Below are 24141 nucleotides of genomic sequence, written 5' to 3'. Positions count from 1 at the left end.
CATAAAAAAACGGCGCTTACCCAAGGCAGCGCCGCCTTTTCCTATTGCAGGTTATTGCAGGACTTCGATTACCCCGTCGGCGCTCATGCTGACCTGGCTGGTGCCGGCCTCGACTTCAGGCGTCGGCGCTGAATCCATTTGGGCTTTCATCATCATCGCCCCGCCCCGGGCAAACGGCTGTGGGTAACCATTGGTGTTGAAGTTCAGGTTCACTATTTTGTAACCCTTTCCCCCCAGCGCGTCGGTGGCCAGTTGCGCGCGGGCCCTGAACGCGGCGACTGCGTCCTTGAGCAGGGCATCTTCGCTGCTCTTGCGCGTTGCGTCGGCGATGGCGAAGTCCATGCTGTCCATTTTCAAGGTGTTGAGGAGTTCACCGGTCAGTTTCGAGAGTGCCGGGAAATCGGCGCTTTCCAGGCGCAGTTCGGCACGTTCACGCCAGCCGGTGATCTTCTGGTTCTTGTTGTCGTAGATCGGGTAGCTGTTGCGGCTACCTTGGCGCAGAGTCACGGCTTTGACTTCACGGGCCTGGCCGAGGGCCTTGTTCATCGTTTCAGTGATTTCGGCGGCGAGCTTGGCCGGGTCGCCGTTCTGGGATTCGGTGTACAGCGTGACGATCATCTTGTCGCGGGCCACCTCCTGGCTGACCTCGGCGCGCAGGGAAATCTGGTTGTAATGCAGCTCATCGGCGGCCATGACTGGAAGGCTGGCGAGGACGCTGGTGCTGAGGGCGATAACGGCTGCGCTGCGAAAGAAACGAGGCATGAGAGCTCCTTGGTATATGAGTGCTGGTTAAGACTGTAGACGGTGGCGTCGGGTTCTTCGGGTTTACAGATTACCTACAGGTTGTGGCGTCGCCGACGAACGGTCGTTCGCCTGGCCTGCGGCAAAGAGCCACACGCGCCGTGCCAGCAGGCCTGCTTCGTTTATACTCCTGCCGATCCGCCTGCAGCGCTCAACGGGAGAGCACATGCTCGCCGCCGTAAAACTGACTTCCGCCACCCGCCAGAACCTCTGGCGCCTGACGTTCATTCGAACCCTGGTCCTGGCCGCACAGGCCGGCTCCGTCGGGCTCGCCTATTGGTTCGACCTGCTGCCCCTGCCGTGGCTGCAACTGGGCGTGACCCTCGGTTTCTCCATCGTGCTCTGTGTGTTCACCGCCATCCGGTTGCGCACCACGTGGCCGGTGACCGAGCTGGAATACGCCCTGCAATTGGCCTGCGACCTGTTTATCCACAGTGTGTTGCTGTATTTCTCCGGCGGTTCCACCAATCCGTTTGTTTCTTATTATCTGGTGCCACTGACCATCGCCGCCGTGACCTTGCCGTGGCGTTATTCGGTGGTGCTGTCGGGCATCGCCCTGACCCTGTATACCCTGCTGCTGGCGCAGTTCTATCCGCTGCAAACCTTCCCGATCGCCCGGGAAAACCTGCAGATCTACGGCATGTGGTTGAGTTTTGCGCTGTCTGCCGCCGTCATCACCTTTTTCGCCGCGCGCATGGCCGAAGAGCTGCGTCGCCAGGAAGAACTGCGCGCCATCCGCCGTGAGGAGGGCCTGCGCGACCAGCAACTGCTCGCCGTCGCTACCCAGGCCGCCGGCGCCGCCCATGAATTGGGTACGCCGTTGGCCACCATGAGCGTGCTGCTCAAGGAAATGACCCAGGACCACCATGACCCGGCCCTGCAGGATGACCTGAGCGTGTTGCAGGAACAGGTCAAGCAGTGCAAGCAGACCTTGCAGCAACTGGTGCGCGCCGCTGAAGCCAATCGTCGCCTGGCCGTAGAGATGCAGGACGTGACCCAGTGGCTCGACGAAGCGCTGAACCGTTGGCACTTGATGCGCCCCGAGGCCAGTTACCGCTTTCATCTGCTGGGCCAGGGCAGCGTGCCGCGCATGGCGCCGCCACCGGATTTGACCCAGGCCCTGCTCAATCTGCTGAACAATGCCGCCGACGCCTGCCCCGAGGGCCTTGGCGTAGAGTTGGATTGGGATGCCGAGAACGTGACCATCAGTATTCGTGACCACGGCGCAGGCGTGCCGTTGGCCATCGCCGAGCAGATCGGCAAGCCCTTCTTTACCACCAAGGGCAAAGGCTTCGGCCTCGGCCTGTTTTTGAGCAAGGCCAGCGTGACCCGCGCGGGCGGCTCAGTGAAGCTCTATAGTCATGAGGAAGGTGGCACGCTCACCGAGCTGCGCCTGCCCCGTGTCGCACGAGGAGATATCGATGAGTGACGAGATCCAAGTCGAAGGCGAAGAACTGCCGCACCTGTTGCTGGTAGATGACGACGCTACCTTTACCCGCGTGATGGCCCGTGCCATGAGCCGTCGCGGTTTTCGCGTGAGCACCGCAGGGTCTGCCGAGGAAGGCCTGACCATCGCCCAGGCCGACCTGCCGGACTACGCCGCGCTCGACCTGAAGATGGACGGCGACTCCGGCCTGGTGCTGCTGCCCAAGCTGTTGGAACTCGACCCGGAAATGCGCGTGGTCATCCTCACGGGTTACTCGAGCATTGCCACCGCCGTCGAAGCCATCAAGCGGGGCGCCTGCAACTATTTGTGCAAACCGGCGGACGCCGACGATGTGCTGGCCGCCTTGCTCTCCGAGCACGCCGACCTCGACACCCTGGTGCCGGAAAACCCGATGTCGGTGGACCGCCTGCAGTGGGAACACATCCAGCGTGTGTTGACCGAGCACGAAGGCAATATCTCCGCCACCGCCCGCGCCCTGGGCATGCACCGCCGTACCTTGCAGCGCAAACTGCAAAAGCGTCCGGTACGACGCTGAACCTAAGCTGAACAGTCTGCTTCAGGCCGTACAGCGCCATGAACCGATCCCCTATGATCGGTTCGAACGCCTGTAAGTTTTCCTACCGAGCCTGAACGATGAATCAGAACGCTGAGTACTCCGCGGTCAACGATGCTGTGCGTGGGCGGTTTTTCCGCCGAACCTGGGCGATGATCACACCGTATTGGCGCAGTGAAGAGAAGGGCAAGGCCTGGTTGTTGCTCGGTGCAGTGATTGCCCTGTCGCTGTTCAGCGTGGCGATTTCGGTGTGGATCAATCACTGGTACAAGGATTTCTACAACGCCCTGGAAAAAAAGGATACGGCGGCCTTCTGGCAATTGATCGGCTATTTCTGCGGTATCGCGGCGGTGGCCATTCTCGGCGCGGTGTACCGTCTGTACCTGACGCAGATGCTGACCATTCGCTGGCGCGCCTGGCTTACCGAGAAGCATTTTGCGCGCTGGCTCGACCACAAAAACTTCTACCAGCTGGAGCAGGGCGGTTACACCGATAACCCGGACCAGCGCATATCCGAAGACCTCAACAGCTTCACCTCAAACACCTTGGGCCTGGGCCTCGGGCTGTTGCGCAATGTCGTCAGCCTGGTGTCGTTCTCCGTGATCCTGTGGGGCGTGTCGGGCAGCATTGACGTCTTTGGTATCACCATCCCCGGCTACATGTTCTGGTGCGCATTGGTCTACGCCGGTGTCGGCAGTTGGCTGACCCATTTGATCGGCCGTCGCTTGATCGGCCTGAGCAACCAGCAGCAACGGTTTGAAGCGGATCTGCGCTTCTCCATGGTACGGGTGCGAGAGAATGCCGAAAGCATCGCTCTGTACAACGGCGAACCTAACGAAAAGCAGCGCTTGAGCGCTCGGTTCGGCAAGGTCTGGCATAACTATTGGGACATCATGAAGGTGTCCAAGCGCCTGACGTTCTTCACCGCCGGCTACGAACAGATTGCGATCGTCTTCGCCTTTATCGTGGCGGCGCCGCGCTATTTCGCGGGCAAGATCGAATTGGGCGAACTGATGCAAATCAACTCGGCGTTCGGCAATGTGCAGGGCAACTTCAGCTGGTTCATCAGCGCCTACACCGACCTGGCCGCCTGGCGCGCAACCAGTGACCGCCTGCTCAGCTTCCAGCAGGCCATGAACGACAACGAGCAACGTCCGGCGACTATCGATGTGCACGCGCAGGGCGATCGCCTCGTGGTGCAGGGGCTGGGCTTGAACCTGGCCGATGGCCGCCATTTGCTGACGGACGCCAACATGTGTGTGGAGCCGGGTGAGCGCCTGATGCTCAGCGGGCGTTCCGGCAGCGGTAAAAGCACGTTATTGCGCGCGATGGGCCATTTATGGCCGGCGGGGCACGGCAGTATCCAGTTGCCAGCGGTGCGCTATCTGTTCCTGCCGCAAAAGCCGTATTTGCCGATTGGCACGCTGAAGGCGGTGTTGAGTTATCCACAGGACGACAGCGTCTATCCGGCAGCACGTTATGCACAGGTCCTGCAAACCTGCCGCCTGCCGCATCTGGCGGGTCGGCTGGATGAAGCCAATCACTGGCAGCGCATGCTCTCGCCGGGTGAACAACAACGCCTGGCCTTTGCCCGCGCCTTGCTGTTTGCGCCGCAGTGGCTGTACATGGACGAAGCGACGTCGGCGATGGATGAAGAGGATGAAGCGACGCTGTACCAGGCGCTGATCGATGAGTTGCCGGGGCTGAGTATTGTCAGCGTCGGGCATCGCAGCAGCCTCAAGCGCTTTCATGGGCGGCATGTGCGGATTGAAGGCGGGTGGTTGCAGGAACAGCAAGTGACTTAAAACCATGCGCGGTTCAATGTGGGAGTCGGGCTTGCCCGCGATGGCGGTGTGTCAGTAGCAGGTGTATCAAATGGCCCACCGCTATCGCAGGCAAGCCAGCTCCCACACTGGATCTAAGGTGTTCTTAAAGTGCCTGCCCAACAAAAAACCCGGCTGATCATCGATCAGCCGGGCTTTTTGTGTTGCTTGAAGCGCCTTACTTCTTCAAGCCGTAATGCTCATCCAGCATGCCTGGAGCGTTCGGCGTTTTTGGCGCGTAGTCCCGTGGAGGCTCCTGGTTTTCCCGGGGAGGGGTCAGGCGTTCCCGTGGCGCTTGCGGTGCATCGGAATGCAGCGCGGCCAGCAGACGCTGGCGGGTGATGTCGTCGAGGGCCAGGCGGTTGGCGCCATCGGCGAGGTGATCCTGTACTTCCTGGTAGCTCTGGGTGAGCTTCTTGACCAGGGTCGCGGTGCTGTTGAAGTGGGTAACAACCTCGTTCTGATAACTGTCAAAACGTTCCTGGATATCATCCAGCTGACGCTGCGTGCGGTTAGGCGCGGCATTCGGCAGCAGGCGAGCAACCAGGAATCCAATGGCGACACCGGCAACCAGGGCAAGAGTCGGCAACAACCAAACTAAGAGCGAGTGTTCCACGAGTCCTTCCTCTATAAACGGCTTTGCTTTACGTTAACGGCTCAAACCTGCGCTGTATACCGCGATTAAGCTCGCAATGATGCCATGCACAGACTTTAGCTAGACGAGTCGACCCTTTGAGAGGTCACGGAGTTCATCCCTTGCTCATGCGTGAAACCCCCGTTTTGATCGATGGCCCGGTAGGCCAATTGGAAGCCCTGTACCTGGATCACCCCGCGCCACGTGGCCTGGCGCTGATCTGCCACCCTAACCCGGTGCAGGGTGGGACCATGCTCAATAAAGTGGTATCGACCCTGCAACGCACCGCCCGCGATGCCGGTTTGATTACTTTGCGTTTCAATTATCGTGGCGTCGGCGCGAGTGCCGGTTCCCATGACATGGCCACCGGTGAAGTCGACGATGCCGAAGCCGCCGCCGCCTGGCTGCGGGCAAAACACCCCGACCTGCCGCTCACCTTGCTCGGCTTTTCCTTTGGCGGCTATGTGGCCGCCAGCCTCGGCGGCCGCCTGGAAGCCAAGGGCGAAAAACTGTCCCATTTGTTCATGATTGCGGCAGCTGTGATGCGTCTGCGCGATACCGACGCGCTTCCCCAGGGCTGTCCCTTGACGCTGATCCAGCCGGAAACCGACGAAGTGGTCGACCCGCAGCTGGTCTACGACTGGTCCGCGGCGTTGAATCGCCCCCATGAGCTGCTGAAAGTGGCAGAATGCGGACACTTTTTCCATGGCAAGCTCACCGATCTCAAGGATCTGGTGCTGCCGCGCCTCTCGAATTGACAGCAGTCTGATAAGCGATTACCCATGACGACGCGTACCCGTATCCTCACCGGCATCACCACCACCGGCACGCCCCACCTGGGCAACTACGCCGGTGCGATCCGCCCGGCGATCCTTGCAAGCGAAGACGCCAATGCCGACTCCTTCTACTTCCTGGCCGACTACCACGCCCTGATCAAATGCGATGACCCGCAGCGCATCCAGCGCTCGCGCATGGAAATCGCCGCGACCTGGCTGGCCGGTGGCCTGGATGTGAACCGGGTGACGTTCTATCGCCAGTCGGACATCCCTGAGATCCCCGAGCTGACCTGGCTGCTGACCTGCGTGGCGGCCAAGGGCCTGCTCAACCGCGCCCACGCCTACAAGGCCTCGGTGGACAAGAACGTGGAAACCGGCGAAGACCCGGACGCGGGCATCACCATGGGCCTGTACAGCTACCCGGTACTGATGGCGGCGGACATCCTGATGTTCAACGCGCACAAGGTGCCGGTCGGTCGCGACCAGATCCAGCACGTGGAAATGGCCCGCGACATCGGCCAGCGCTTCAACCACCTGTTCGGCAACGGCAAGGAATTCTTCACCATGCCCGAGGCGTTGATCGAAGAAAGCGTCGCCACCTTGCCGGGCCTGGACGGCCGCAAGATGTCCAAGAGCTACGACAACACCATCCCGTTGTTCACCAGCGCCAAGGACATGAAAGACGCCATCTCGCGGATCGTCACCGATTCCCGCGCGCCTGGCGAAGCCAAGGACCCGGACAACTCGCACCTGTTCACCTTGTACCAGGCGTTTGCCAGCAAGGCCCAGGAAGCAGAATTCCGTGGCGAACTGCTGCAAGGCTTGGGCTGGGGCGAGGCGAAGAATCGTCTGTTCCAGCTGCTCGATGGCCAGTTGGGCGAAGCTCGCGAGCGTTATCACCAACTGATGTCGCGCCCATCGGACATGGAAGATCTGCTGCTGGTCGGCGCGAAAAAAGCCCGTGCGGTTGCGGCACCGTTCCTGGCCGAGCTGCGTGAAGCGGTGGGCCTGCGTTCGTTCGTCAACCAGGCTGCCGCGCCGGTCGCCACCAAGAAGAAAGCAGCGAAAGCTGCGCGCTTCGTAAGCTTCCGTGAAGACGACGGCAGCTTCCGCTTCCGCCTGTTGGCTGCTGACGGCGAGCAATTGCTGCTGTCGCGCAACTTCGCCGACGGCAAAGCGGCGGGCGCGGTGACCAAGCAATTGCAAAGCGGTCATTTGGACATACGCACCCAAGCCCAGAGCTTCAGTGTGTGGCTGGACGATGCCGTTGTGGCCGACAGCGCCGAGTTCGCCGACAGCGCCTCCCGCGATGCCGCCATTGCCGCCTTGCGTATCGCGTTGGTCCCTTCCGAGGATTAACCCGACCAAGGGTTGATTGCCATTATCCGGGGCCGTCGTTACAGTGACGGCCCGTTTTTGTTGCCTTGCTAACGAAATTATGACGCCCCTAGAACGATATCAAGCTGATCTGAAACGCCCTGAATTCTTCCATGACGCTGCCCAGGAAAACGCGGTGCGTCATTTGCAGCGCCTGTACGACGACCTGGTCGCGGCCTCGCAAAGCAAGCCGGGGATGTTCAGCAAGCTGTTTGGCAAGAAAGACCACACGCCGGTCAAGGGCCTGTACTTCTGGGGCGGCGTCGGCCGTGGCAAGACCTATCTGGTCGACACCTTCTTCGAAGCGCTGCCGTTCAAGGAAAAGGTGCGCACTCACTTCCACCGCTTCATGAAGCGCGTGCACGAAGAGATGAAGACCCTGCCGGGCGAGAAGAACCCGCTGATGATCATCGCCAAGCGTTTCTCCGAAGAAGCGCGAGTGATCTGCTTCGATGAGTTCTTCGTCTCCGACATCACCGATGCCATGATCCTTGGCACCCTGATGGAAGAGCTGTTCAAGAACGGTGTGACCCTGGTTGCTACCTCGAACATCGTGCCGGACGGCTTGTACAAGGACGGCCTGCAGCGCGCGCGCTTCCTGCCGGCGATTGCGCTGATCAAGCAGAACACCGAGATCGTCAACGTCGACAGCGGCGTCGACTACCGCCTGCGTCACCTGGAACAAGCGGAGCTGTTCCACTTCCCGCTGAACGAGGCGGCCCACGAAAGCCTGAAGAAGAGCTTCCGCGCCTTGACGCCCGAATGCACCCAGGCCGTGGAAAACGACAAGTTGATGATCGAGAACCGCGAAATCATCGCGCTGCGCACCTGCGATGACGTGGCCTGGTTCGAATTCCGCCAACTGTGCGACGGCCCGCGCAGCCAGAACGACTACATCGAACTGGGCAAGATCTTCCACGCGGTGATCCTCAGCGGCGTGGAGCAGATGAGCGTCACCACCGACGACATCGCGCGGCGCTTTATCAACATGGTCGACGAGTTTTACGATCGCAACGTCAAGCTGATCATTTCGGCCGAAGTCGAACTCAAGGACCTCTACACGGGGGGGCGTTTGAATTTTGAGTTCCAGCGTACGTTGAGCCGCTTGCTCGAGATGCAATCCCACGAGTTCCTGTCGCGCGGGCACAAACCGTAAGAACGACGCGGAACCCAATGTGGGAGCGGGCTTGCTCGCGAAAGCGGTAGGTCAGTCACACATGTATTGACTGATACACCGCATTCGCGAGCAAGCCCGCTCCCACATTGGCCCTGTGTACATCCTTGGTTATGCGGCTTGCTGGAATTGCTGCCGATACTGGTTCGGCGACAACTCCGTGTGCTGCCTGAACAGCCGCGCAAAAAAGCTCGCGTCGTCGTAACCCACTTCGTAGCTGATGGTCTTGATGCTCTTGCGGCTGCCTGAAAGCAGTCCTTTGGCCGTCTCGATGCGCAGCCGTTGCAGGTAATGCAGTGGCTTATCGCCGGTGGCGGTCTGGAAGCGGCGCATGAAGTTGCGGATGCTCATGCCGTGTTCCCGGGCGACATCTTCGAAGCGGAATTTGTCGGCGAAATGCTCTTCGAGCCAATGCTGGATCTGCAGGATGATCACATCCTGGTGCAGCTTCTGCCCGCCAAAACCGATGCGCCCCGGTGAATAGCTGCGCTGCACTTCGTAGAGAATGTCGCGGGCCACGGCCTGGGCGATGTTGGCGCCGCAGAAGCGCTCGATCAGGTAGATATAGAGGTCGCATGCCGAGGTGGTGCCGCCGGCGCAATACAGGTTATCGGCGTCGGTGAGGTGTTTGTCCTGGTTGAGTTGCACCTTGGGGAAGCGTTCGCTGAAGGCGTTGAAGAAGCGCCAATAGGTGGTCGCCTCCTTGCCATCGAGCAAGCCGGCTTCGGCCAGCCAGAACACCCCGGTGGCCTCGCCGCACAACACGGCGCCGCGTGCATGCTGTTCACGCAGCCACGGCAGCACTTGCGGGTAGTGTGTGCACAAGGCATCGAAGTCATCCCAGAACGCCGGCAATACGATAATGTCGGCGTCTTCCAGGCCGCCGTCCACCGGCATGATCACATCGCTGAAACTGCGCACCGACTTTCCGTCGGGGCTGACCAGTCGCGTTTCAAACGCAGGGGTCAGGCCCAGGCCTTGTTGCTTGCCGTAACGGAGGCTGGCGAGGTGGAAGAAATCCTTGGCTTGCATGAGGGTAGAAGCAAATACCCGATCAATGGCCAAAATGCTGACGCGCCGCAGGGGCGTGGAGATTTGGTTAGACATAATTTCATTTATTCTTATAGGGGAAAGTGGTCACCAGACGGCTGGATCGTCTTATTTTTTGTCGCATGTGTCCAGTGTCCTGTGATGCCCTCGGGGCATAGTCTCTCTGGGCTGGTTTTTGTCCGACAATCCACGCAGGTGACCCATGATTCCCAGAACCTTGTTCAGCCCGGAACACGAACTTTTCCGCGAAAGCGTGCGTACCTTTCTCGAAAAGGACGCCGCGCCGTTCCATGCTCAATGGGAGAAACAAGGCCATATCGACCGCAGCTTGTGGAGCAAGGCGGGGGAGGCGGGGATGTTGTGTTCCCACCTGCCGGAAGAATATGGCGGGCTGGGCGCGGATTTTTTGTACAGCGCGGTGGTGATCGAAGAGATCAGCCGGCTGGGCCTGACCGGCATCGGGTTTTCCCTGCACTCGGATATTGTCGCGCCCTACCTCCTGCATTACGGCAGCGAGGCGCTGAAACACCATTACCTGCCCAAGTTGATCTCCGGCGAGATGGTCACGGCCATTGCCATGACCGAACCGGGGGCGGGTTCCGACCTGCAAGGGGTCAAGACGACTGCCGTGCTGGATGGCGACGAGTACGTGATCAACGGCTCCAAGACGTTTATCACCAATGGCTACCTGGCCGACCTGGTGATCGTCGTCGCCAAGACCGATCCCAAGGCGGGCGCGAAGGGCACCAGCCTGTTCCTGGTGGAAGCCGACACACCCGGCTTCGCCAAGGGCAAGCGCCTGGAGAAGGTGGGCATGAAGGCCCAGGACACGTCGGAGCTGTTCTTCCAGGACGTGCGTGTGCCCAGGGAAAACCTGTTGGGCCAGGCGGGCATGGGCTTCGCGTATCTGATGCAGGAGTTGCCCCAGGAACGTTTGACGGTGGCGATTGGCGCCTTGTCATCCGCCGAGGCGGCGTTGCAATGGACCTTGGAGTACACCCGTGAACGCAAGGCCTTCGGCAAGGCGATTGCCGACTTCCAGAACACGCGCTTCAAGTTGGCGGAGATGGCCACCGAGATCCAGATTGGGCGGGTGTTCGTCGACCAGTGCATGGCGTTGCATCTGGACGGCAAGCTGGACGTGCCCACGGCGGCGATGGCCAAGTACTGGGGCACCGACCTGCAATGCAAGGTGCTCGATGAGTGCGTGCAGTTGCACGGCGGCTACGGCTTCATGTGGGAATACCCGATTGCCCGGGCCTGGGCGGATGCGCGGGTGCAGCGCATTTATGCGGGGACCAATGAGATCATGAAGGAGATCATTGCGCGGGCGCTTTGATCTTGTGGTGCTTTTGAGGGCGCCATCGCAGGCAAGCCAGCTCCCACATTTGACGGTGTTCACAATTCAAATGTGGGAGCTGGCTTGCCTGCGATAGCGATCTGAAGATCAATCAAGGAGCAGGATTCGGGTGATCCTTCTGAATCGCCTCAATCCCTTCCAGCACCTCCTTCGAGAGCTTCAGATCAGCACTGGCAATGTTGCTGTCCAACTGCGCAAGCGACGTCGCGCCAATGATATTGCTGGTCACAAACGGTTGCTGCGTGACAAACGCCAGTGCCATCTGCGCCGGGTCCAAGCCATGTTCGCGTGCCAGCGCCACGTAACGGCTGCACGCCGCTTCCGACTGCGGGTTGAAGTAGCGGCTGAAGCGGCTGTATTCGGTCAGGCGTGCCTTGGCCGGGCGTGCGCCGCCTTCGTACTTGCCACTGAGCATGCCGAACGCCAGCGGCGAATAGGCCAGCAGACCGCATTGTTCACGTATTGCGACTTCCGCCAGGCCCACTTCGAAACTGCGGTTGAGCAGGTTGTAGGGGTTCTGGATCGACACCGCGCGGGGCCAGCCACGGGCTTCGGCCAGGGCCAGGAACTTCATGGTGCCCCACGGCGTTTCGTTGGACAGGCCGATATGGCGGATCTTGCCGGCCTTGACCTGCTCATCCAGCGCCTCGAGGGTTTCCTCCAGCGGGGTGAGGTCGTCTTCGTCCTTGTGCTTGTAGCTCAATTGACCGAAGAAGTTGGTGCTGCGCTCCGGCCAGTGCAGCTGGTAGAGGTCGATCCAGTCGGTCTGCAGGCGCGTGAGGCTGGCGTCGAGTGCCTGGGCGATGTGCTTGCGGTTGTGGCGCAGGTAGCCGTCGCGGATGTAGTCGATGGTGTTGCCGGGGCCGGCGATCTTGCTGGCGAGGATCCAGTCGGCGCGGTCGCCACGGCTCTTGAAGTAATTGCCGATGTAGCGCTCGGTGGTGGCATAGGTGTCGGCCTTGGGCGGCACCGGGTACATTTCGGCGGTGTCGAGGAAGTTGATCCCTGCACCCTTGGCCCGCTCGATCTGCGCGAAGGCCTCTGCCTCGCTGTTCTGCTCGCCCCAGGTCATGGTGCCCAGGGCTATCGCGCTCACGTTCAGATCCGTACGGCCCAGCTGTCGATAATCCATCGGGTACTCCTTCAGGGAAAACAATCATAAAAGCAGGTTGAATTTTTTTTCGCAATCTGCATAATTGCCCACCTCTTTCTGCAGTGGAAGTGATGCGCCGCCTGCCGAAGAATCTTGCCGTTGAACGGACGCGCTGACCCGAGCCCCCGATAGCGTCTGTATCCGGCTGCCTTTGACCTTGTCAAAGTAAGCACTATTCAGTAAGATCCGCCGTCTAATTTACAGGGCGGCCCCTGAGGCTATTAAAGAATGACAACTTTTACTGCAAAACCGGAAACAGTTCAGCGCGACTGGTTTGTCGTCGACGCCGCTGGTCAGACCCTGGGTCGTCTGGCCACTGAAGTCGCCAGCCGTCTGCGTGGCAAGCACAAGCCTGAGTACACCCCTCACGTTGACACCGGTGACTACATCGTGATCATCAACGCTGAGCAGGTACGTGTTACCGGCAACAAAGCGCAAGACAAAATGTACTACCGTCACTCCGGTTTCCCAGGCGGTATCAAGTCTTCCAACTTTGAAGGCCTGATCTCCAAGAAGCCTGAAGCCCCGATCGAAATCGCGGTCAAAGGCATGCTGCCTAAGGGCCCACTGGGTCGCGATATGTTTCGCAAGCTGAAAGTCTATGCGGGCGCTGTACACCCTCATGCTGCTCAGCAGCCCCAAGAACTGAAGTTTTAACGGAATAGTTCATTATGTCGGCGACTCAAAATTACGGCACTGGCCGTCGCAAAACCGCAACCGCACGCGTTTTCCTGCGTCCGGGCACTGGTAACATCTCGATCAACAACCGCACTCTGGACAACTTCTTCGGCCGCGAAACTGCCCGCATGGTAGTTCGTCAGCCGCTGGAACTGACCGAGACGGTTGAAAAGTTCGACATCTACGTCACCGTTATCGGTGGCGGTGTAAGTGGTCAAGCTGGCGCAATCCGCCACGGTATCACTCGCGCGCTGATGCAGTACGACGAAACCCTGCGTGGCGCTCTGCGCAAAGCTGGCTTCGTGACTCGTGATGCCCGTGAAGTTGAACGTAAGAAAGTCGGTCTGCGTAAAGCGCGTAAGCGTCCGCAGTACTCGAAGCGTTAATTCGCTTTACGTTCCACAAAAACGCCCAGCCTCCTCACGGAGCTGGGCGTTTTTTATTGCCTGCGATTTATGCATAAAAATCGCCGTGACAACTTGCCACATCCGTAGACCCCCTATACTACAAGGCCTGGGGGCTGAGCGCCGGGCAATTCCCTTGTCATACGTGGGGCTTTTCATTACCATTCGGCAAAATTTTTATAAGCAAAGATTCAATACTTAGTAGACGCCTGATTTAACAGGCCAAAAAGCTGATGGGAGAGGACTGAATGAGCAATGACGGCGTGAATGCAGGCCGGCGTCGCTTCTTGGTAGCAGCCACATCCGTGGTGGGTGCTGCAGGAGCGGTGGGGGCTGCGGTCCCGTTCGTGGGGTCATGGTTTCCCAGTGCCAAGGCGAAAGCCGCAGGTGCACCGGTGAAGGTGAATGTCAGCAAGATCGAGCCAGGCCAGCAGATGATTGCTGAATGGCGCGGCCAGCCGGTGTTCATTGTTCGTCGTACCGAGGAAATCCTGGGGAATCTCAAGAAGATCGAGGGCCAGTTGTCTGACCCCACGTCCGAGAAATCCGACCAACCCGCCTACGCCAAGAACGAAGCACGTTCGATCAAGCCGGAGATCCTGCTGCTGGTCGGTCTCTGCACTCACCTGGGTTGCTCGCCTACTTTCCGCCCGGAAGTGGCCCCTGTGGATTTGGGCAAGGATTGGGTCGGCGGCTATTTCTGCCCTTGCCACGGCTCCCACTACGACCTCGCCGGCCGCGTCTACAAGTCCCAGCCTGCGCCTTTGAACTTGCCGGTTCCTCCGCACAACTACGAATCTGACGACATCATTGTCATTGGTCTCGACAAGGAGAACGCGTGATGAGCAAGTTCATGGATTGGGTGGATGCGCGCTTCCCCGCCACTAAAATGTGGGAAGACCATCTCAGCAAATATTACGCGCCAAAAAACTTCAACTTCTTCTACTTCTTCGGCTCCCTGGCACTGCTGGTGCTGGTCAACCAGATCGTTACCGGTGTCTGGCTGACGATGAGCTACACCCCTTCGGCGGAAGAGGCGTTTGCTTCCGTCGAGTACATCATGCGTGACGTCGAGTACGGCTCGATCCTGCGCCTGCTGCACTCCACGGGCGCGTCGGCGTTCTTTATCGTCGTCTACCTGCACATGTTCCGTGGCCTGCTATACGGCTCGTACCAGAAGCCCCGCGAACTGGTATGGGTCTTCGGCATGCTGATCTACCTGGCGCTGATGGCCGAAGCCTTCATGGGTTACCTGCTGCCATGGGGCCAGATGTCGTACTGGGGCGCCCAGGTGATCATCTCGCTGTTCGGTGCGATCCCGGTGATCGGCAATGACCTGACCCAGTGGATCCGGGGTGACTACCTGATCTCAGGCATCACCCTGAACCGCTTCTTCGCCTTGCACGTGGTGGCCTTGCCCATCGTGATCCTGGGCCTGGTGGTGTTGCACATCCTGGCGCTGCACGAAGTGGGTTCCAACAACCCGGATGGCGTGGACATCAAGAAGCACAAGGATGAAAACGGCATCCCGCTGGATGGAATTCCGTTCCACCCTTACTACACCGTCAAAGACATCGTAGGCGTAGTGGTGTTCCTGTTCGTGTTCTGCTCGATCGTGTTCTTTTTCCCGGAGATGGGCGGTTATTTCCTGGAGAAGCCTAACTTCGAGCAGGCCAACGCCTTCAAGACACCCGAGCATATCGCCCCGGTCTGGTACTTCACGCCGTTCTACGCGATCTTGCGGGCGATCCCCGACAAGCTCATGGGCGTGATCGCCATGGGCGCGGCCATTGCGGTGCTGTTCGTGTTGCCTTGGCTCGACCGCAGCCCGGTCAAGTCCATGCGCTACAAAGGCTGGCTGAGCAAGATCTGGCTGTGGGTGTTCTGCATTGCGTTCGTGATCCTGGGCGTGCTGGGCGTGCTGGCGCCAACCCCTGAGCGGACATTGCTGTCGCAGGTCTGCACCTTCCTGTACTTCGCCTACTTCATTCTGATGCCGTTCTACACCCGGCTCGAGAAGACCAAACCGGTTCCGGAAAGGGTGACTGGCTGATGAAAAAGTTATTCGTTGCATTGATCCTTGCGGCGCTGCCGCTGCTGTCTTTCGCTGCCGAGCACGGCGCGGAGCTGGAAAAAGTCGATATCGACGTGTCGGACAAAGCCGCCATGCAGGACGGTGCGCGCACCTTTGCCAACTATTGCATGGGTTGCCATAGCGCCAAGTTCCAGCGCTACGAGCGTGTGGCCGACGACCTCGGCATCCCGCATGAAATGATGCTGGAAAAACTGGTGTTCACCGGCGCCAAGATCGGCGACCACATGAACATTGGCATGAAGCCTGCCGACGCCAAAACCTGGTTCGGCGCGGCACCGCCGGACTTGACCCTGGTGGCACGTGTGCGCGGCACCGACTGGCTCTATGGCTACCTGAAATCCTTCTATGAAGACCCGGCGCGCCCCTATGGCGTGAACAACCGCGTGTTCCCGAATGTCGGTATGCCGAACGTTCTGGTCGGCCTGCAAGGCAAGCAAGTGGTAGGATGCAAGCAGATCCAGGTCGTTGAAGACGGCAAGAAGCAATACGATCCGCTTACCGGCACGCCTTTGACCCATGAAGCGTGCGATCAACTGAAGATAGAAACCCCAGGTTCGTTGACAGACGAGCAGTTCGACGCGAAGGTCAAGAACCTCGTGACCTTCCTGGCCTACTCGGCCAACCCGGTCAAACTGCAGCACCAGCGCATCGGTACCTATGTGTTGTTGTACCTGGCCTTCTTCTTCGTATTCGCCTACTTGCTCAAACGCGAATACTGGAAGGATGTGCATTGATCCAACCGTAAGCAATTGCTGTTAATCTTGCGCGCCCAGCGGCATCTCTGAATACGTAGCGATCTGGTTGTACCGGATGCTGCAGAGGTGCTCTCTGGGCGCGCTCGTTTTTGAGCTTTCGATAATTTCAACAAGCGAGGAGGACCGCCATGGGCGTGACCAATCGGTTGGCCTGTTACTCCGACCCCGCCGACCACTATTCCCACCGAGTACGCATCGTGCTCGCAGAGAAGGGTGTCAGCGCCGAGATCATCAGTGTGGAGGTGGGTCGTCACCCGCCGAAGCTGATCGAAGTGAACCCTTACGGCAGCTTGCCCACCCTGGTCGATCGTGACCTGGCGTTGTGGGAGTCGACCGTGGTGATGGAATACCTGGATGAGCGTTACCCGCATCCGCCTTTGCTGCCGGTGTACCCGGTGGCGCGCGCCAACAGCCGCCTGCTGATCCATCGGATCCAGCGTGACTGGTGCGGGTTGGTGGATTTGATTCTGGATACGCGCAGCAAAGAAGCCGCACGGGTACAGGCGCGTAAGGAATTGCGCGAAAGCCTGACCGGCGTTTCGCCGTTGTTCGCCGATAAACCTTTTTTCCTCAGTGAGGAACAAAGCTTGGTGGATTGCTGCCTATTACCGATACTCTGGCGCTTGCCAATTCTGGGTATTGAACTGCCGCGGCCGGCCAAGCCGCTGCTTGATTACATGGAGCGCCAGTTTGCGCGTGAGGCTTTCCAGGCGAGTCTGTCTGGCGTCGAACGCGATATGCGCTAAGGCTTAAGGAGCCGCTGATGAACTCCAGTCGACCCTACCTGGTCCGCGCGCTCTATGAGTGGATTGTGGACAACGATTGCACCCCGCACATGCTGGTCAATTCCGAATTTCCGGCGGTTCAGGTACCGCAGGGTTTTGCCAGTGACGGGCAGATTGTATTGAACGTATCGCCCAGCGCCGTGCGCCACCTGCACATGGACAACGAAGCGGTAAGCTTCGAAGGGCGTTTCGGCGGCGTGCCGCACACCCTGTACGTGCCAATTGGCGCTATCCTCGGCATTTACGCCCGAGAAAACGGCCAAGGCATGGTGTTCGATCTGGAATCGCCTTTCGAGGATGATGAAACGGTCGAAAGCACAGACGGCGACGATCTGCCGCCACCGGACTCCGAGCCACCGCGTCCCAGCGGCCGGCCGAGCCTGAAAGTGGTGAAATAACCGGCGTTCTCCTCGGAGCGGGCCAAAAAAATGCCTCGACCTGTGTCGGGGTATTTTTTTGCGCGCAGGATATGGATGAAAGTCGTGCCTGGACGGTGATCGTACAACAGCCATGGGCTATGATGCGTGCTCAAGTTCGCCGAAAAATGGATCACCATGGATAACGCCGCCGCCACCCCTCGTCTTCCCCGCAAGCGCCGCAGCCTTGCCCAGGAATTGGTCACGGTGTTGTCCGAGCAGATCCGCGACGGCCAGCTCAAGCGTGGCGACAAACTGCCCACCGAGTCGGCGATCATGGAAGCCCATGGGGTCAGCCGAACCGTGGTGCGTGAAGCCATCTCACGCTTGCAGGCGGCGGGGCAAGTGGAGACGCGGCACGGTATTGGCACCTTCGTGCTGGATACGCCGAGTCCGAGCGGCTTTCGCATCGACCCGGCCACCGTGGTGACCTTGCGTGATGTGCTGGCGATTCTGGAGTTGCGGATCAGCCTGGAAGTAGAGTCCGCCGGGTTGGCCGCCTTGCGCCGCAGTGACGAACAACTGGCCGCCATGCGTGCAGCGCTCGATGCCCTGAATGAGAGCGCGGCGCACGCCGGCGACGCGGTGGCCTCCGACTTCGCGTTCCACCTGGAAATTGCGCTGTCCACCGGCAACCGCTACTTCACCGACATCATGACCCACCTGGGCACCAGTATCATTCCGCGCACCCGCCTGAATTCGGCGCGCCTGGCCCATGATGACCAGCAGCACTACATGGGGCGCCTGAGTCGCGAGCACGAAGAGATCTATGAGGCGATTGCGCGCCAGGATTCGGACGCGGCGCGGGCGGCGATGCGGCTGCATTTGACGAATAGTCGGGAGAGGCTGCGCCATGCCCATGAAGAGGCGGAGGCTCAGCGGGGTTAAGGATCGCCTGTGGTGAGCGGGCTTGTCGAATCGTCGCACCGCCCGCGCTGGGTGGCGAAGCCGCCCCCAATAAAGACACTAGGGTGTTTCCAGATAAAACCAGGTCGCCTGGTTTGGGGCCGCTTCGCCGCCAAGCGCGGGGCAAGCCCGCTCACTACAGGGTTGTGTAGTGACCCATAATCAACTCACATCCTCGCAGCGCAGCGCCTTGTTCTCATCCAATAGCTCAATACCTCAAAGCTGAAGACTGATGATTTGCAGTTGACGAATCCATTTATAGTTGTACGATGACGTACGACATCACAAACCAACAATAACCTTTCGACAGAAAGTCTTTTACCCAGGGTGTTCGAATAATGAATCCACAAGAACTGAAGTCCATCCTTTCCCACGGTCTGCTGTCTTTCCCCGTGACCGATTTCAATGCCCAAGGTGATTTTCACCAGGCGGGCTACATCAAGCGCCTGGAATGGCTGGCCCCGTATGGCGCCACCGCCTTGTTCGCTGCCGGCGGCACCGGTGAGTTTTTCTCCCTCGCCGCCAGCGAATACTCCCAGGTGGTGAAAACCGCCGTCGATACCTGCGCCACCAGCGTGCCAATCCTGGCCGGCGTGGGCGGTGCGACCCGCCAGGCCATCGAGTACGCCCAGGAAGCCGAACGCCTCGGTGCCAAGGGCCTGCTGTTGCTGCCTCATTACCTGACCGAAGCCAGCCAGGACGGCGTTGCCGCCCACGTTGAAGCCGTGTGCAAGTCGGTCAAAATCGGCGTTGTGGTCTACAACCGCAACGTTTGCCGCCTGACCGCGCCGCTGCTGGAACGCCTAGCCGAGCGCTGCCCGAACCTGATCGGCTACAAGGATGGCCTGGGTGATATCGAGTTGATGGTGTCCATCCGCCGTCGCCTCGGCGATCGTTTCAGCTACCTGGGCGGCCTGCCGACCGCAGAGGTTTACGCCGCTGCCTACAAGGCCCTGGGCGTGCCGGTGTACTCCTCGGCGGTGTTCAACTTCATCCCGAAAACCGCGATGGACTTCTACCACGCCATTGCCCGCGAAGATCACGCCACCGTCGGCAAGATCATCGACGACTTCTTCCTGCCGTACCTGGACATTCGTAACCGCAAGGCCGGCTATGCCGTGAGCATCGTCAAGGCCGGTGCGAAAATCGCAGGTTATGACGCCGGCCCCGTGCGTACGCCGCTGACCGACCTGCTGCCGGAAGAATACGAAGCCCTCGCCGCGCTGATGGACAAGCAAGGCCCGCAATAATTTATCGATAAGGCCGCTGAGCAATCAGCGGCCTTTTGCGTCAGGAGAAGATTCGTGTCCCAAGCCCAACGTTTTGAAAACTACATCAACGGCCAATGGGTGGCCGGCGCCGACTACTGCGTCAACCTCAACCCGTCGGAGTTGTCCGATGTCATTGGCGAGTACGCCAAGGCGGATGTTGCCCAGGTCAACGCTGCCATCGACGCTGCGCGTGCCGCGTTCCCGGCCTGGTCCACCTCCGGGATCCAGGCACGTCACGATGCCTTGGATAAAGTCGGCAGCGAAATCCTCGCGCGCCGTGAAGAGCTCGGCACGCTGCTGGCCCGTGAAGAGGGCAAGACCCTGCCCGAAGCCATCGGCGAAGTGACCCGCGCCGGTAACATCTTCAAGTTCTTCGCCGGCGAATGCCTGCGCCTGTCGGGCGACTATGTGCCGTCGGTGCGTCCGGGCGTCAACGTTGAAGTCACCCGTGAAGCCCTGGGCGTGGTCGGTTTGATCACCCCGTGGAACTTCCCGATCGCCATCCCTGCGTGGAAGATCGCCCCGGCCCTGGCCTACGGCAACTGTGTGGTGATCAAGCCGGCTGAACTGGTGCCTGGCTGCGCCTGGGCCCTGGCCGAAATCATTTCCCGCGCCGGCTTCCCGGCCGGTGTGTTCAACCTGGTGATGGGCAGCGGTCGCGTGGTCGGCGATGTGCTGGTCAACAGCCCGAAAGTCGATGGCATCAGCTTTACCGGTTCCGTCGGCGTCGGCCGCCAGATCGCCGTCAGCTGCGTATCGCGCCAAGCCAAAGTTCAGTTGGAAATGGGCGGCAAGAACCCGCAGATCATCCTCGACGACGCCGACCTCAAGCAGGCTGTCGAGCTGTCCGTGCAGAGCGCGTTCTACTCCACCGGTCAGCGTTGCACCGCTTCCAGCCGTCTGATCGTCACCGCCGGTATCCACGACCAATTTGTCGCGGCCATGGCCGAACGCATGAAGTCGATCAAGGTCGGCCACGCGCTCAAAAGCGGCACCGACATCGGCCCTGTGGTTTCCCAGGCCCAGTTGGACCAGGACATGAAGTACATCGAGATCGGCCAAGGGGAAGGCGCGCGGCTGGTCAGCGGTGGCGGCCTGGTGACGTGCGACACCGAGGGCTACTACCTGGCGCCGACGTTGTTTGCCGACAGCGAAGCCCAGATGCGCATCAGCCGCGAAGAAATCTTCGGCCCGGTGGCCAACGTCGTGCGCGTGGCGGACTACGAGGCGGCGCTGGCCATGGCCAACGACACCGAGTTCGGCTTGTCGGCGGGCATCGCCACCACTTCGCTCAAGTACGCCAACCACTTCAAGCGCCACTCCCAGGCCGGGATGGTGATGGTCAACCTGCCCACCGCCGGCGTGGATTATCACGTGCCGTTCGGTGGCCGCAAGGGCTCCTCCTACGGTTCGCGTGAGCAAGGTCGCTATGCGCAAGAGTTCTACACCGTGGTGAAGACCAGCTACATCGGCTCGTAACACCCGTTTGACTGTAGGAGCGAGCTTGCTCGCGAAGAACGTCAATGATTACGCGAGCATTCAGGATGCCCGCGGTGCCTGTGAGTTTTTCGCGAGCAAGCTCGCTCCTACAGGGGCGGCACCCAGCAAGACATAAACATTACCCGCAAAAAAAATAATTAGTGGGAGTACTTCTACATGCAAGCGACCAAGCCGACCCATGTCCGCTATTTGATCCTGCTCATGCTTTTCCTGGTGACCACGATCAACTACGCCGACCGGGCTACCATCGCCATCGCGGGCTCCAGCCTGCAAAAAGACCTCGGCATCGACGCGGTCACCCTCGGTTATATCTTCTCCGCATTCGGTTGGGCCTACGTGGCCGGGCAAATTCCCGGTGGCTGGTTGCTGGACCGGTTCGGCTCGAAAAAAGTCTATGCCCTGAGCATCTTCACCTGGTCCCTGTTCACCGTGCTGCAAGGCTATGTGGGTGAATTCGGTATATCCACCGCCGTGGTTGCGCTGTTCATGCTGCGCTTTATGGTGGGCCTGGCCGAAGCGCCTTCCTTCCCGGGTAACGCACGCATCGTGGCGGCCTGGTTTCCTACCGCCGAGCGCGGCACGGCTTCGGCGATCTTCAACTCGGCGCAATACTTCGCCACCGTGTTGTTCGCGCCGTTGATGGGCTGGATTGTCTACCGCTTCGGCTGGCAGCACGTGTTTATCGTGATGGGCGTGATCGGTATCGTTTTCTCGCTGATCTGGCTGAAAGTGATCCACAGCCCGCGCCAACACCCGATGATCAACGAGGCCGAGTTCAATCACATCGCCGCCAATGGCGCGATGGTCGACATGGACCAGGACAAGGGCAAGGGTAAGAAAACCGACGGTCCGAAGTGGGATTACATCCGTCAGTTGCTGACCAACCGCATGATGCTCGGCGTTTACCTGGGCCAGTACTGCATCAACGGCATCACGTATTTCTTCCTGACCTGGTTCCCGGTGTACCTGGTGCAGGACCGTGGCATGACTATCCTCAAGGCCGGTTTCATCGCCTCGCTGCCGGCGATCTGCGGTTTTATAGGTGGTGTGCTCGGCGGTGTGATCTCCGACTACCTGCTGCGCAAGGGGCATTCGCTGACCTTCGCCCGCAAGGCGCCGATCATCGCCGGGCTGCTGGTGTCCAGCAGCATCATTGCGTGCAACTACGTCGACGTTGAATGGATGGTAGTGGGCTTCATGGCGTTGGCCTTCTTCGGCAAAGGCGTTGGCGCGCTGGGTTGGGCGGTCGTGTCCGACACGTCGCCCAAACAAATCGCCGGTCTCAGTGGCGGCCTGTTCAACACCTTCGGTAACCTGGCTTCGATCACCACGCCAATCGTGATCGGCTACATCATCAGCACCACCGGCTCGTTCAAGTGGGCCTTGGTGTTCGTCGGCGCCAACGCGCTGGTGGCGGTGTTCAGCTACCTGGTCATCGTCGGCCCGATCAAGCGTGTAGTACTCAAAGAGCCGCCAAGCAAGGGGCCAGAGTTGACCAACCTAACCCAAGCGCATTCCTGAGAGGCACCGTGATGCAGTTGATTGAACATGCCGACTCGCCGCGCTCGATTCGTTTGCACGAGCGCGACAACGTGGTGATCGTGGTCAATGACCAGGGCGTGCCGGCCGGGACCGAGTTCCCGGACGGCCTGGTGACCGTGGATTTCATCCCGCAGAGCCACAAAGTGACCCTGGAAGATATCCCCGAGGGTGGTGAGATCATTCGCTACGGCCAGACCATCGGTTATGCCCTGGCGCCGATTTCACGCGGCAGTTGGGTGCAGGAAGACCAATTGCGCATGCCAACCGCGCCGCCGCTGGACAGCTTGCCGCTGTCCACCGATGTGCCGCAGGCCCAGGCGCCGCTGGAAGGGTTCACGTTCGAGGGTTACCGCAACGCCGACGGCACGGTCGGTACGCGCAATATCCTGGGCATCACCACCACCGTGCAATGCGTGACCGGCGTGCTCGATCATGCGGTCAAGCGCATCAAGGACGAGTTGCTGCCCAAATACCCGCACGTCGATGACGTGGTGGCGTTGACCCACAGCTACGGCTGCGGGGTCGCGATCACCGCGACGGATGCCTACATCCCGATCCGCACCGTGCGCAACCTGGCGCGCAACCCGAACCTGGGCGGCGAAGCCCTGGTGATCAGCCTGGGCTGTGAGAAATTGCAGGCCGGGCAGGTGATGCACGACAACGACAGCTCGGTCGACCTGAGCGAGCCGTGGTTGTACCGCTTGCAGGACTCCAGCCACGGCTTTACCGAAATGATCGAGCAGATCATGGAACTGGCCGAGGTGCGCTTGAAGAAGCTCGATCAGCGCCGCCGCGAGACCGTGCCGGCGTCCGAGCTGATCCTGGGCATGCAGTGTGGCGGCAGTGATGCGTTCTCCGGCATCACCGCCAACCCGGCGCTGGGCTATGCCTCGGACTTGCTGCTGCGAGCCGGGGCGACGGTGATGTTTTCCGAAGTCACCGAAGTGCGTGACGCCATCTACTTGCTGACTTCTCGCGCAGAGACGAAGGAAGTTGCCGAAGAGTTGGTCAGGGAAATGGACTGGTACGACCGTTACCTGGCCAAGGGCGAGGCCGACCGCAGCGCCAACACCACGCCGGGCAACAAGAAGGGCGGGTTGTCGAATATCGTCGAGAAGTCCCTGGGCTCCATCGTCAAGTCCGGCAGCAGCGCGATCAACGGCGTACTGGGCCCGGGCGAGCGTTTCAAGGGCAAGGGCCTGATCTTTTGTGCGACACCGGCCAGTGACTTCGTGTGCGGCACCTTGCAACTGGCTGCGGGGATGAACCTGCATGTGTTCACCACTGGGCGCGGCACGCCGTACGGGCTGGCGATGGCGCCGGTGGTGAAGGTGTCGACGCGTACGGAGCTGGCGCAACGTTGGCCGGACCTCATCGATATCGACGCCGGGCGCATCGCTACCGGGCGTGCGAGCATCGAGGAGCTGGGTTGGGAGTTGTTCCACTTCTACCTGGATGTAGCCAGCGGCAAGAAACAGACGTGGGCCGAGCATCACAAGCTGCATAACGACATCACCTTGTTCAACCCGGCGCCGATTACCTGAGGGCTGGCGACTGATCGTTCCCACGCTCTGCGTGGGAATGCCTCATTGGACGCTCCGCGTCCGCTTTGGAACGGACGCGGAGCGTCCCAGGCTGCAT

The 24141-nt window shown here is 60.1% G+C and carries 23 protein-coding genes; 19 read left to right on the top strand and 4 right to left on the bottom strand.

Going from position 1 to position 24141, the window contains the following annotated elements:
- Positions 1-51 precede the first annotated feature (51 nt).
- Positions 52-762 (bottom strand): SIMPL domain-containing protein, encoded by a 711-nt coding sequence (locus ACLH0H_RS04860; protein ID WP_411381188.1) that lies wholly within the window; start codon positions 760-762, stop codon positions 52-54.
- A gap of 205 nt (positions 763-967) precedes the next feature.
- On the opposite strand from ACLH0H_RS04860, the gene ACLH0H_RS04855 reads away from it, so the two are divergent.
- The 3 genes from ACLH0H_RS04855 to ACLH0H_RS04845 all read left to right on the top strand — a co-directional run bounded on the left by ACLH0H_RS04855 (position 968) and on the right by ACLH0H_RS04845 (position 4606).
- Entirely contained in the window at positions 968-2230 is a 1263-nt protein-coding gene (locus ACLH0H_RS04855; RefSeq protein ID WP_411381187.1) for an ATP-binding protein, read from the top strand.
- On the top strand, positions 2223-2783 hold the full coding sequence (locus ACLH0H_RS04850; RefSeq protein ID WP_003171731.1) for a response regulator transcription factor: 561 nt from the start codon (positions 2223-2225) through the stop codon (positions 2781-2783). Before ACLH0H_RS04855 ends, ACLH0H_RS04850 begins: the two co-directional genes overlap by 8 nt.
- A 98-nt stretch (positions 2784-2881) precedes the next feature.
- Entirely contained in the window at positions 2882-4606 is a 1725-nt protein-coding gene (locus tag ACLH0H_RS04845) for an ABC transporter ATP-binding protein/permease (protein ID WP_411381186.1), read from the top strand.
- A 196-nt stretch (positions 4607-4802) separates the two neighbouring features.
- On the opposite strand, the gene ACLH0H_RS04840 is transcribed toward ACLH0H_RS04845, so the two are convergent.
- Entirely contained in the window at positions 4803-5240 is a 438-nt protein-coding gene (locus tag ACLH0H_RS04840; protein ID WP_017138275.1) for a YhcB family protein, read from the bottom strand.
- A 146-nt stretch (positions 5241-5386) separates the two neighbouring features.
- On the opposite strand from ACLH0H_RS04840, the gene ACLH0H_RS04835 reads away from it, so the two are divergent.
- The 3 genes from ACLH0H_RS04835 (at position 5387) to zapE (ending at position 8567) form a co-directional block, all read left to right on the top strand.
- A complete protein-coding gene (locus ACLH0H_RS04835) occupies positions 5387-6016 on the top strand; it encodes an alpha/beta hydrolase (RefSeq protein ID WP_411381185.1) in 630 nt (209 codons plus the stop codon).
- Positions 6017-6040: 24 nt separating this feature from the next.
- Positions 6041-7393: a tryptophan--tRNA ligase gene (locus ACLH0H_RS04830; RefSeq protein WP_411381184.1), complete on the top strand. Its 1353-nt coding sequence runs from the start codon at positions 6041-6043 to the stop codon at positions 7391-7393.
- 79 nt (positions 7394-7472) lie between these two features.
- On the top strand, positions 7473-8567 hold the full coding sequence (zapE, locus tag ACLH0H_RS04825) for a cell division protein ZapE (RefSeq protein ID WP_411381183.1): 1095 nt from the start codon (positions 7473-7475) through the stop codon (positions 8565-8567).
- A gap of 129 nt (positions 8568-8696) precedes the next feature.
- On the opposite strand, the gene ACLH0H_RS04820 is transcribed toward zapE, so the two are convergent.
- Entirely contained in the window at positions 8697-9617 is a 921-nt protein-coding gene (locus tag ACLH0H_RS04820) for a GlxA family transcriptional regulator (RefSeq protein WP_178114970.1), read from the bottom strand.
- A gap of 220 nt (positions 9618-9837) precedes the next feature.
- On the opposite strand from ACLH0H_RS04820, the gene ACLH0H_RS04815 reads away from it, so the two are divergent.
- The gene (locus ACLH0H_RS04815) at positions 9838-10974 is read left to right on the top strand and encodes an acyl-CoA dehydrogenase family protein (RefSeq protein WP_411381182.1); all 1137 of its coding nucleotides are present in this window, start codon (positions 9838-9840) and stop codon (positions 10972-10974) included.
- A 112-nt stretch (positions 10975-11086) separates the two neighbouring features.
- On the opposite strand, the gene ACLH0H_RS04810 is transcribed toward ACLH0H_RS04815, so the two are convergent.
- On the bottom strand, positions 11087-12127 hold the full coding sequence (locus ACLH0H_RS04810; RefSeq protein ID WP_411381181.1) for an NADP(H)-dependent aldo-keto reductase: 1041 nt from the start codon (positions 12125-12127) through the stop codon (positions 11087-11089).
- Positions 12128-12376: 249 nt separating this feature from the next.
- Between ACLH0H_RS04810 and rplM the strand changes: the two genes are divergently transcribed.
- From rplM to garD, 12 genes are all read left to right on the top strand, one after another.
- Complete coding sequence (gene rplM / locus ACLH0H_RS04805) at positions 12377-12805, top strand: 50S ribosomal protein L13 (protein WP_003171742.1); 429 nt, start codon at positions 12377-12379, stop codon at positions 12803-12805.
- Positions 12806-12819: 14 nt separating this feature from the next.
- A complete protein-coding gene (gene rpsI / locus ACLH0H_RS04800; RefSeq protein WP_003171743.1) occupies positions 12820-13212 on the top strand; it encodes a 30S ribosomal protein S9 in 393 nt (130 codons plus the stop codon).
- A gap of 266 nt (positions 13213-13478) precedes the next feature.
- The gene (gene petA / locus ACLH0H_RS04795) at positions 13479-14072 is read left to right on the top strand and encodes a ubiquinol-cytochrome c reductase iron-sulfur subunit (protein WP_003188524.1); all 594 of its coding nucleotides are present in this window, start codon (positions 13479-13481) and stop codon (positions 14070-14072) included.
- On the top strand, positions 14072-15283 hold the full coding sequence (locus ACLH0H_RS04790; RefSeq protein WP_003171746.1) for a cytochrome b: 1212 nt from the start codon (positions 14072-14074) through the stop codon (positions 15281-15283). The genes petA and ACLH0H_RS04790 overlap by 1 nt, the downstream gene beginning before the upstream one ends.
- A complete protein-coding gene (locus tag ACLH0H_RS04785; RefSeq protein ID WP_411381180.1) occupies positions 15283-16059 on the top strand; it encodes a cytochrome c1 in 777 nt (258 codons plus the stop codon). The genes ACLH0H_RS04790 and ACLH0H_RS04785 overlap by 1 nt, the downstream gene beginning before the upstream one ends.
- 149 nt (positions 16060-16208) lie before the next feature.
- The gene (locus tag ACLH0H_RS04780) at positions 16209-16826 is read left to right on the top strand and encodes a glutathione S-transferase N-terminal domain-containing protein (protein WP_027604841.1); all 618 of its coding nucleotides are present in this window, start codon (positions 16209-16211) and stop codon (positions 16824-16826) included.
- A 17-nt stretch (positions 16827-16843) separates the two neighbouring features.
- Positions 16844-17263 (top strand): ClpXP protease specificity-enhancing factor, encoded by a 420-nt coding sequence (locus ACLH0H_RS04775; protein WP_076951148.1) that lies wholly within the window; start codon positions 16844-16846, stop codon positions 17261-17263.
- A gap of 156 nt (positions 17264-17419) precedes the next feature.
- Positions 17420-18169 carry a FadR/GntR family transcriptional regulator gene (locus ACLH0H_RS04770; RefSeq protein WP_411382366.1) on the top strand — a complete coding sequence of 250 codons (750 nt, stop codon included), beginning with the start codon at positions 17420-17422 and terminating at the stop codon, positions 18167-18169.
- Between the two features lie 356 nt (positions 18170-18525).
- The gene (kdgD, locus tag ACLH0H_RS04765) at positions 18526-19437 is read left to right on the top strand and encodes a 5-dehydro-4-deoxyglucarate dehydratase (protein WP_411381179.1); all 912 of its coding nucleotides are present in this window, start codon (positions 18526-18528) and stop codon (positions 19435-19437) included.
- A gap of 54 nt (positions 19438-19491) precedes the next feature.
- Complete coding sequence (locus ACLH0H_RS04760; RefSeq protein ID WP_186688302.1) at positions 19492-20937, top strand: aldehyde dehydrogenase family protein; 1446 nt, start codon at positions 19492-19494, stop codon at positions 20935-20937.
- A 177-nt stretch (positions 20938-21114) separates the two neighbouring features.
- Positions 21115-22479 carry an MFS transporter gene (locus ACLH0H_RS04755; RefSeq protein ID WP_411381178.1) on the top strand — a complete coding sequence of 455 codons (1365 nt, stop codon included), beginning with the start codon at positions 21115-21117 and terminating at the stop codon, positions 22477-22479.
- Positions 22480-22490: 11 nt separating this feature from the next.
- Complete coding sequence (garD, locus tag ACLH0H_RS04750) at positions 22491-24044, top strand: galactarate dehydratase (RefSeq protein ID WP_411382365.1); 1554 nt, start codon at positions 22491-22493, stop codon at positions 24042-24044.
- Positions 24045-24141 lie beyond the last annotated feature (97 nt).

This window comes from Pseudomonas sp. MPB26, from assembly GCF_046605355.1.
GTDB classification, from domain to species: Bacteria; Pseudomonadota; Gammaproteobacteria; order Pseudomonadales; family Pseudomonadaceae; genus Aquipseudomonas; species Aquipseudomonas cedrina.
Note: the sequence above shows the minus strand (reverse complement) of the source record. Positions and strands in the feature narration are given on the sequence as shown.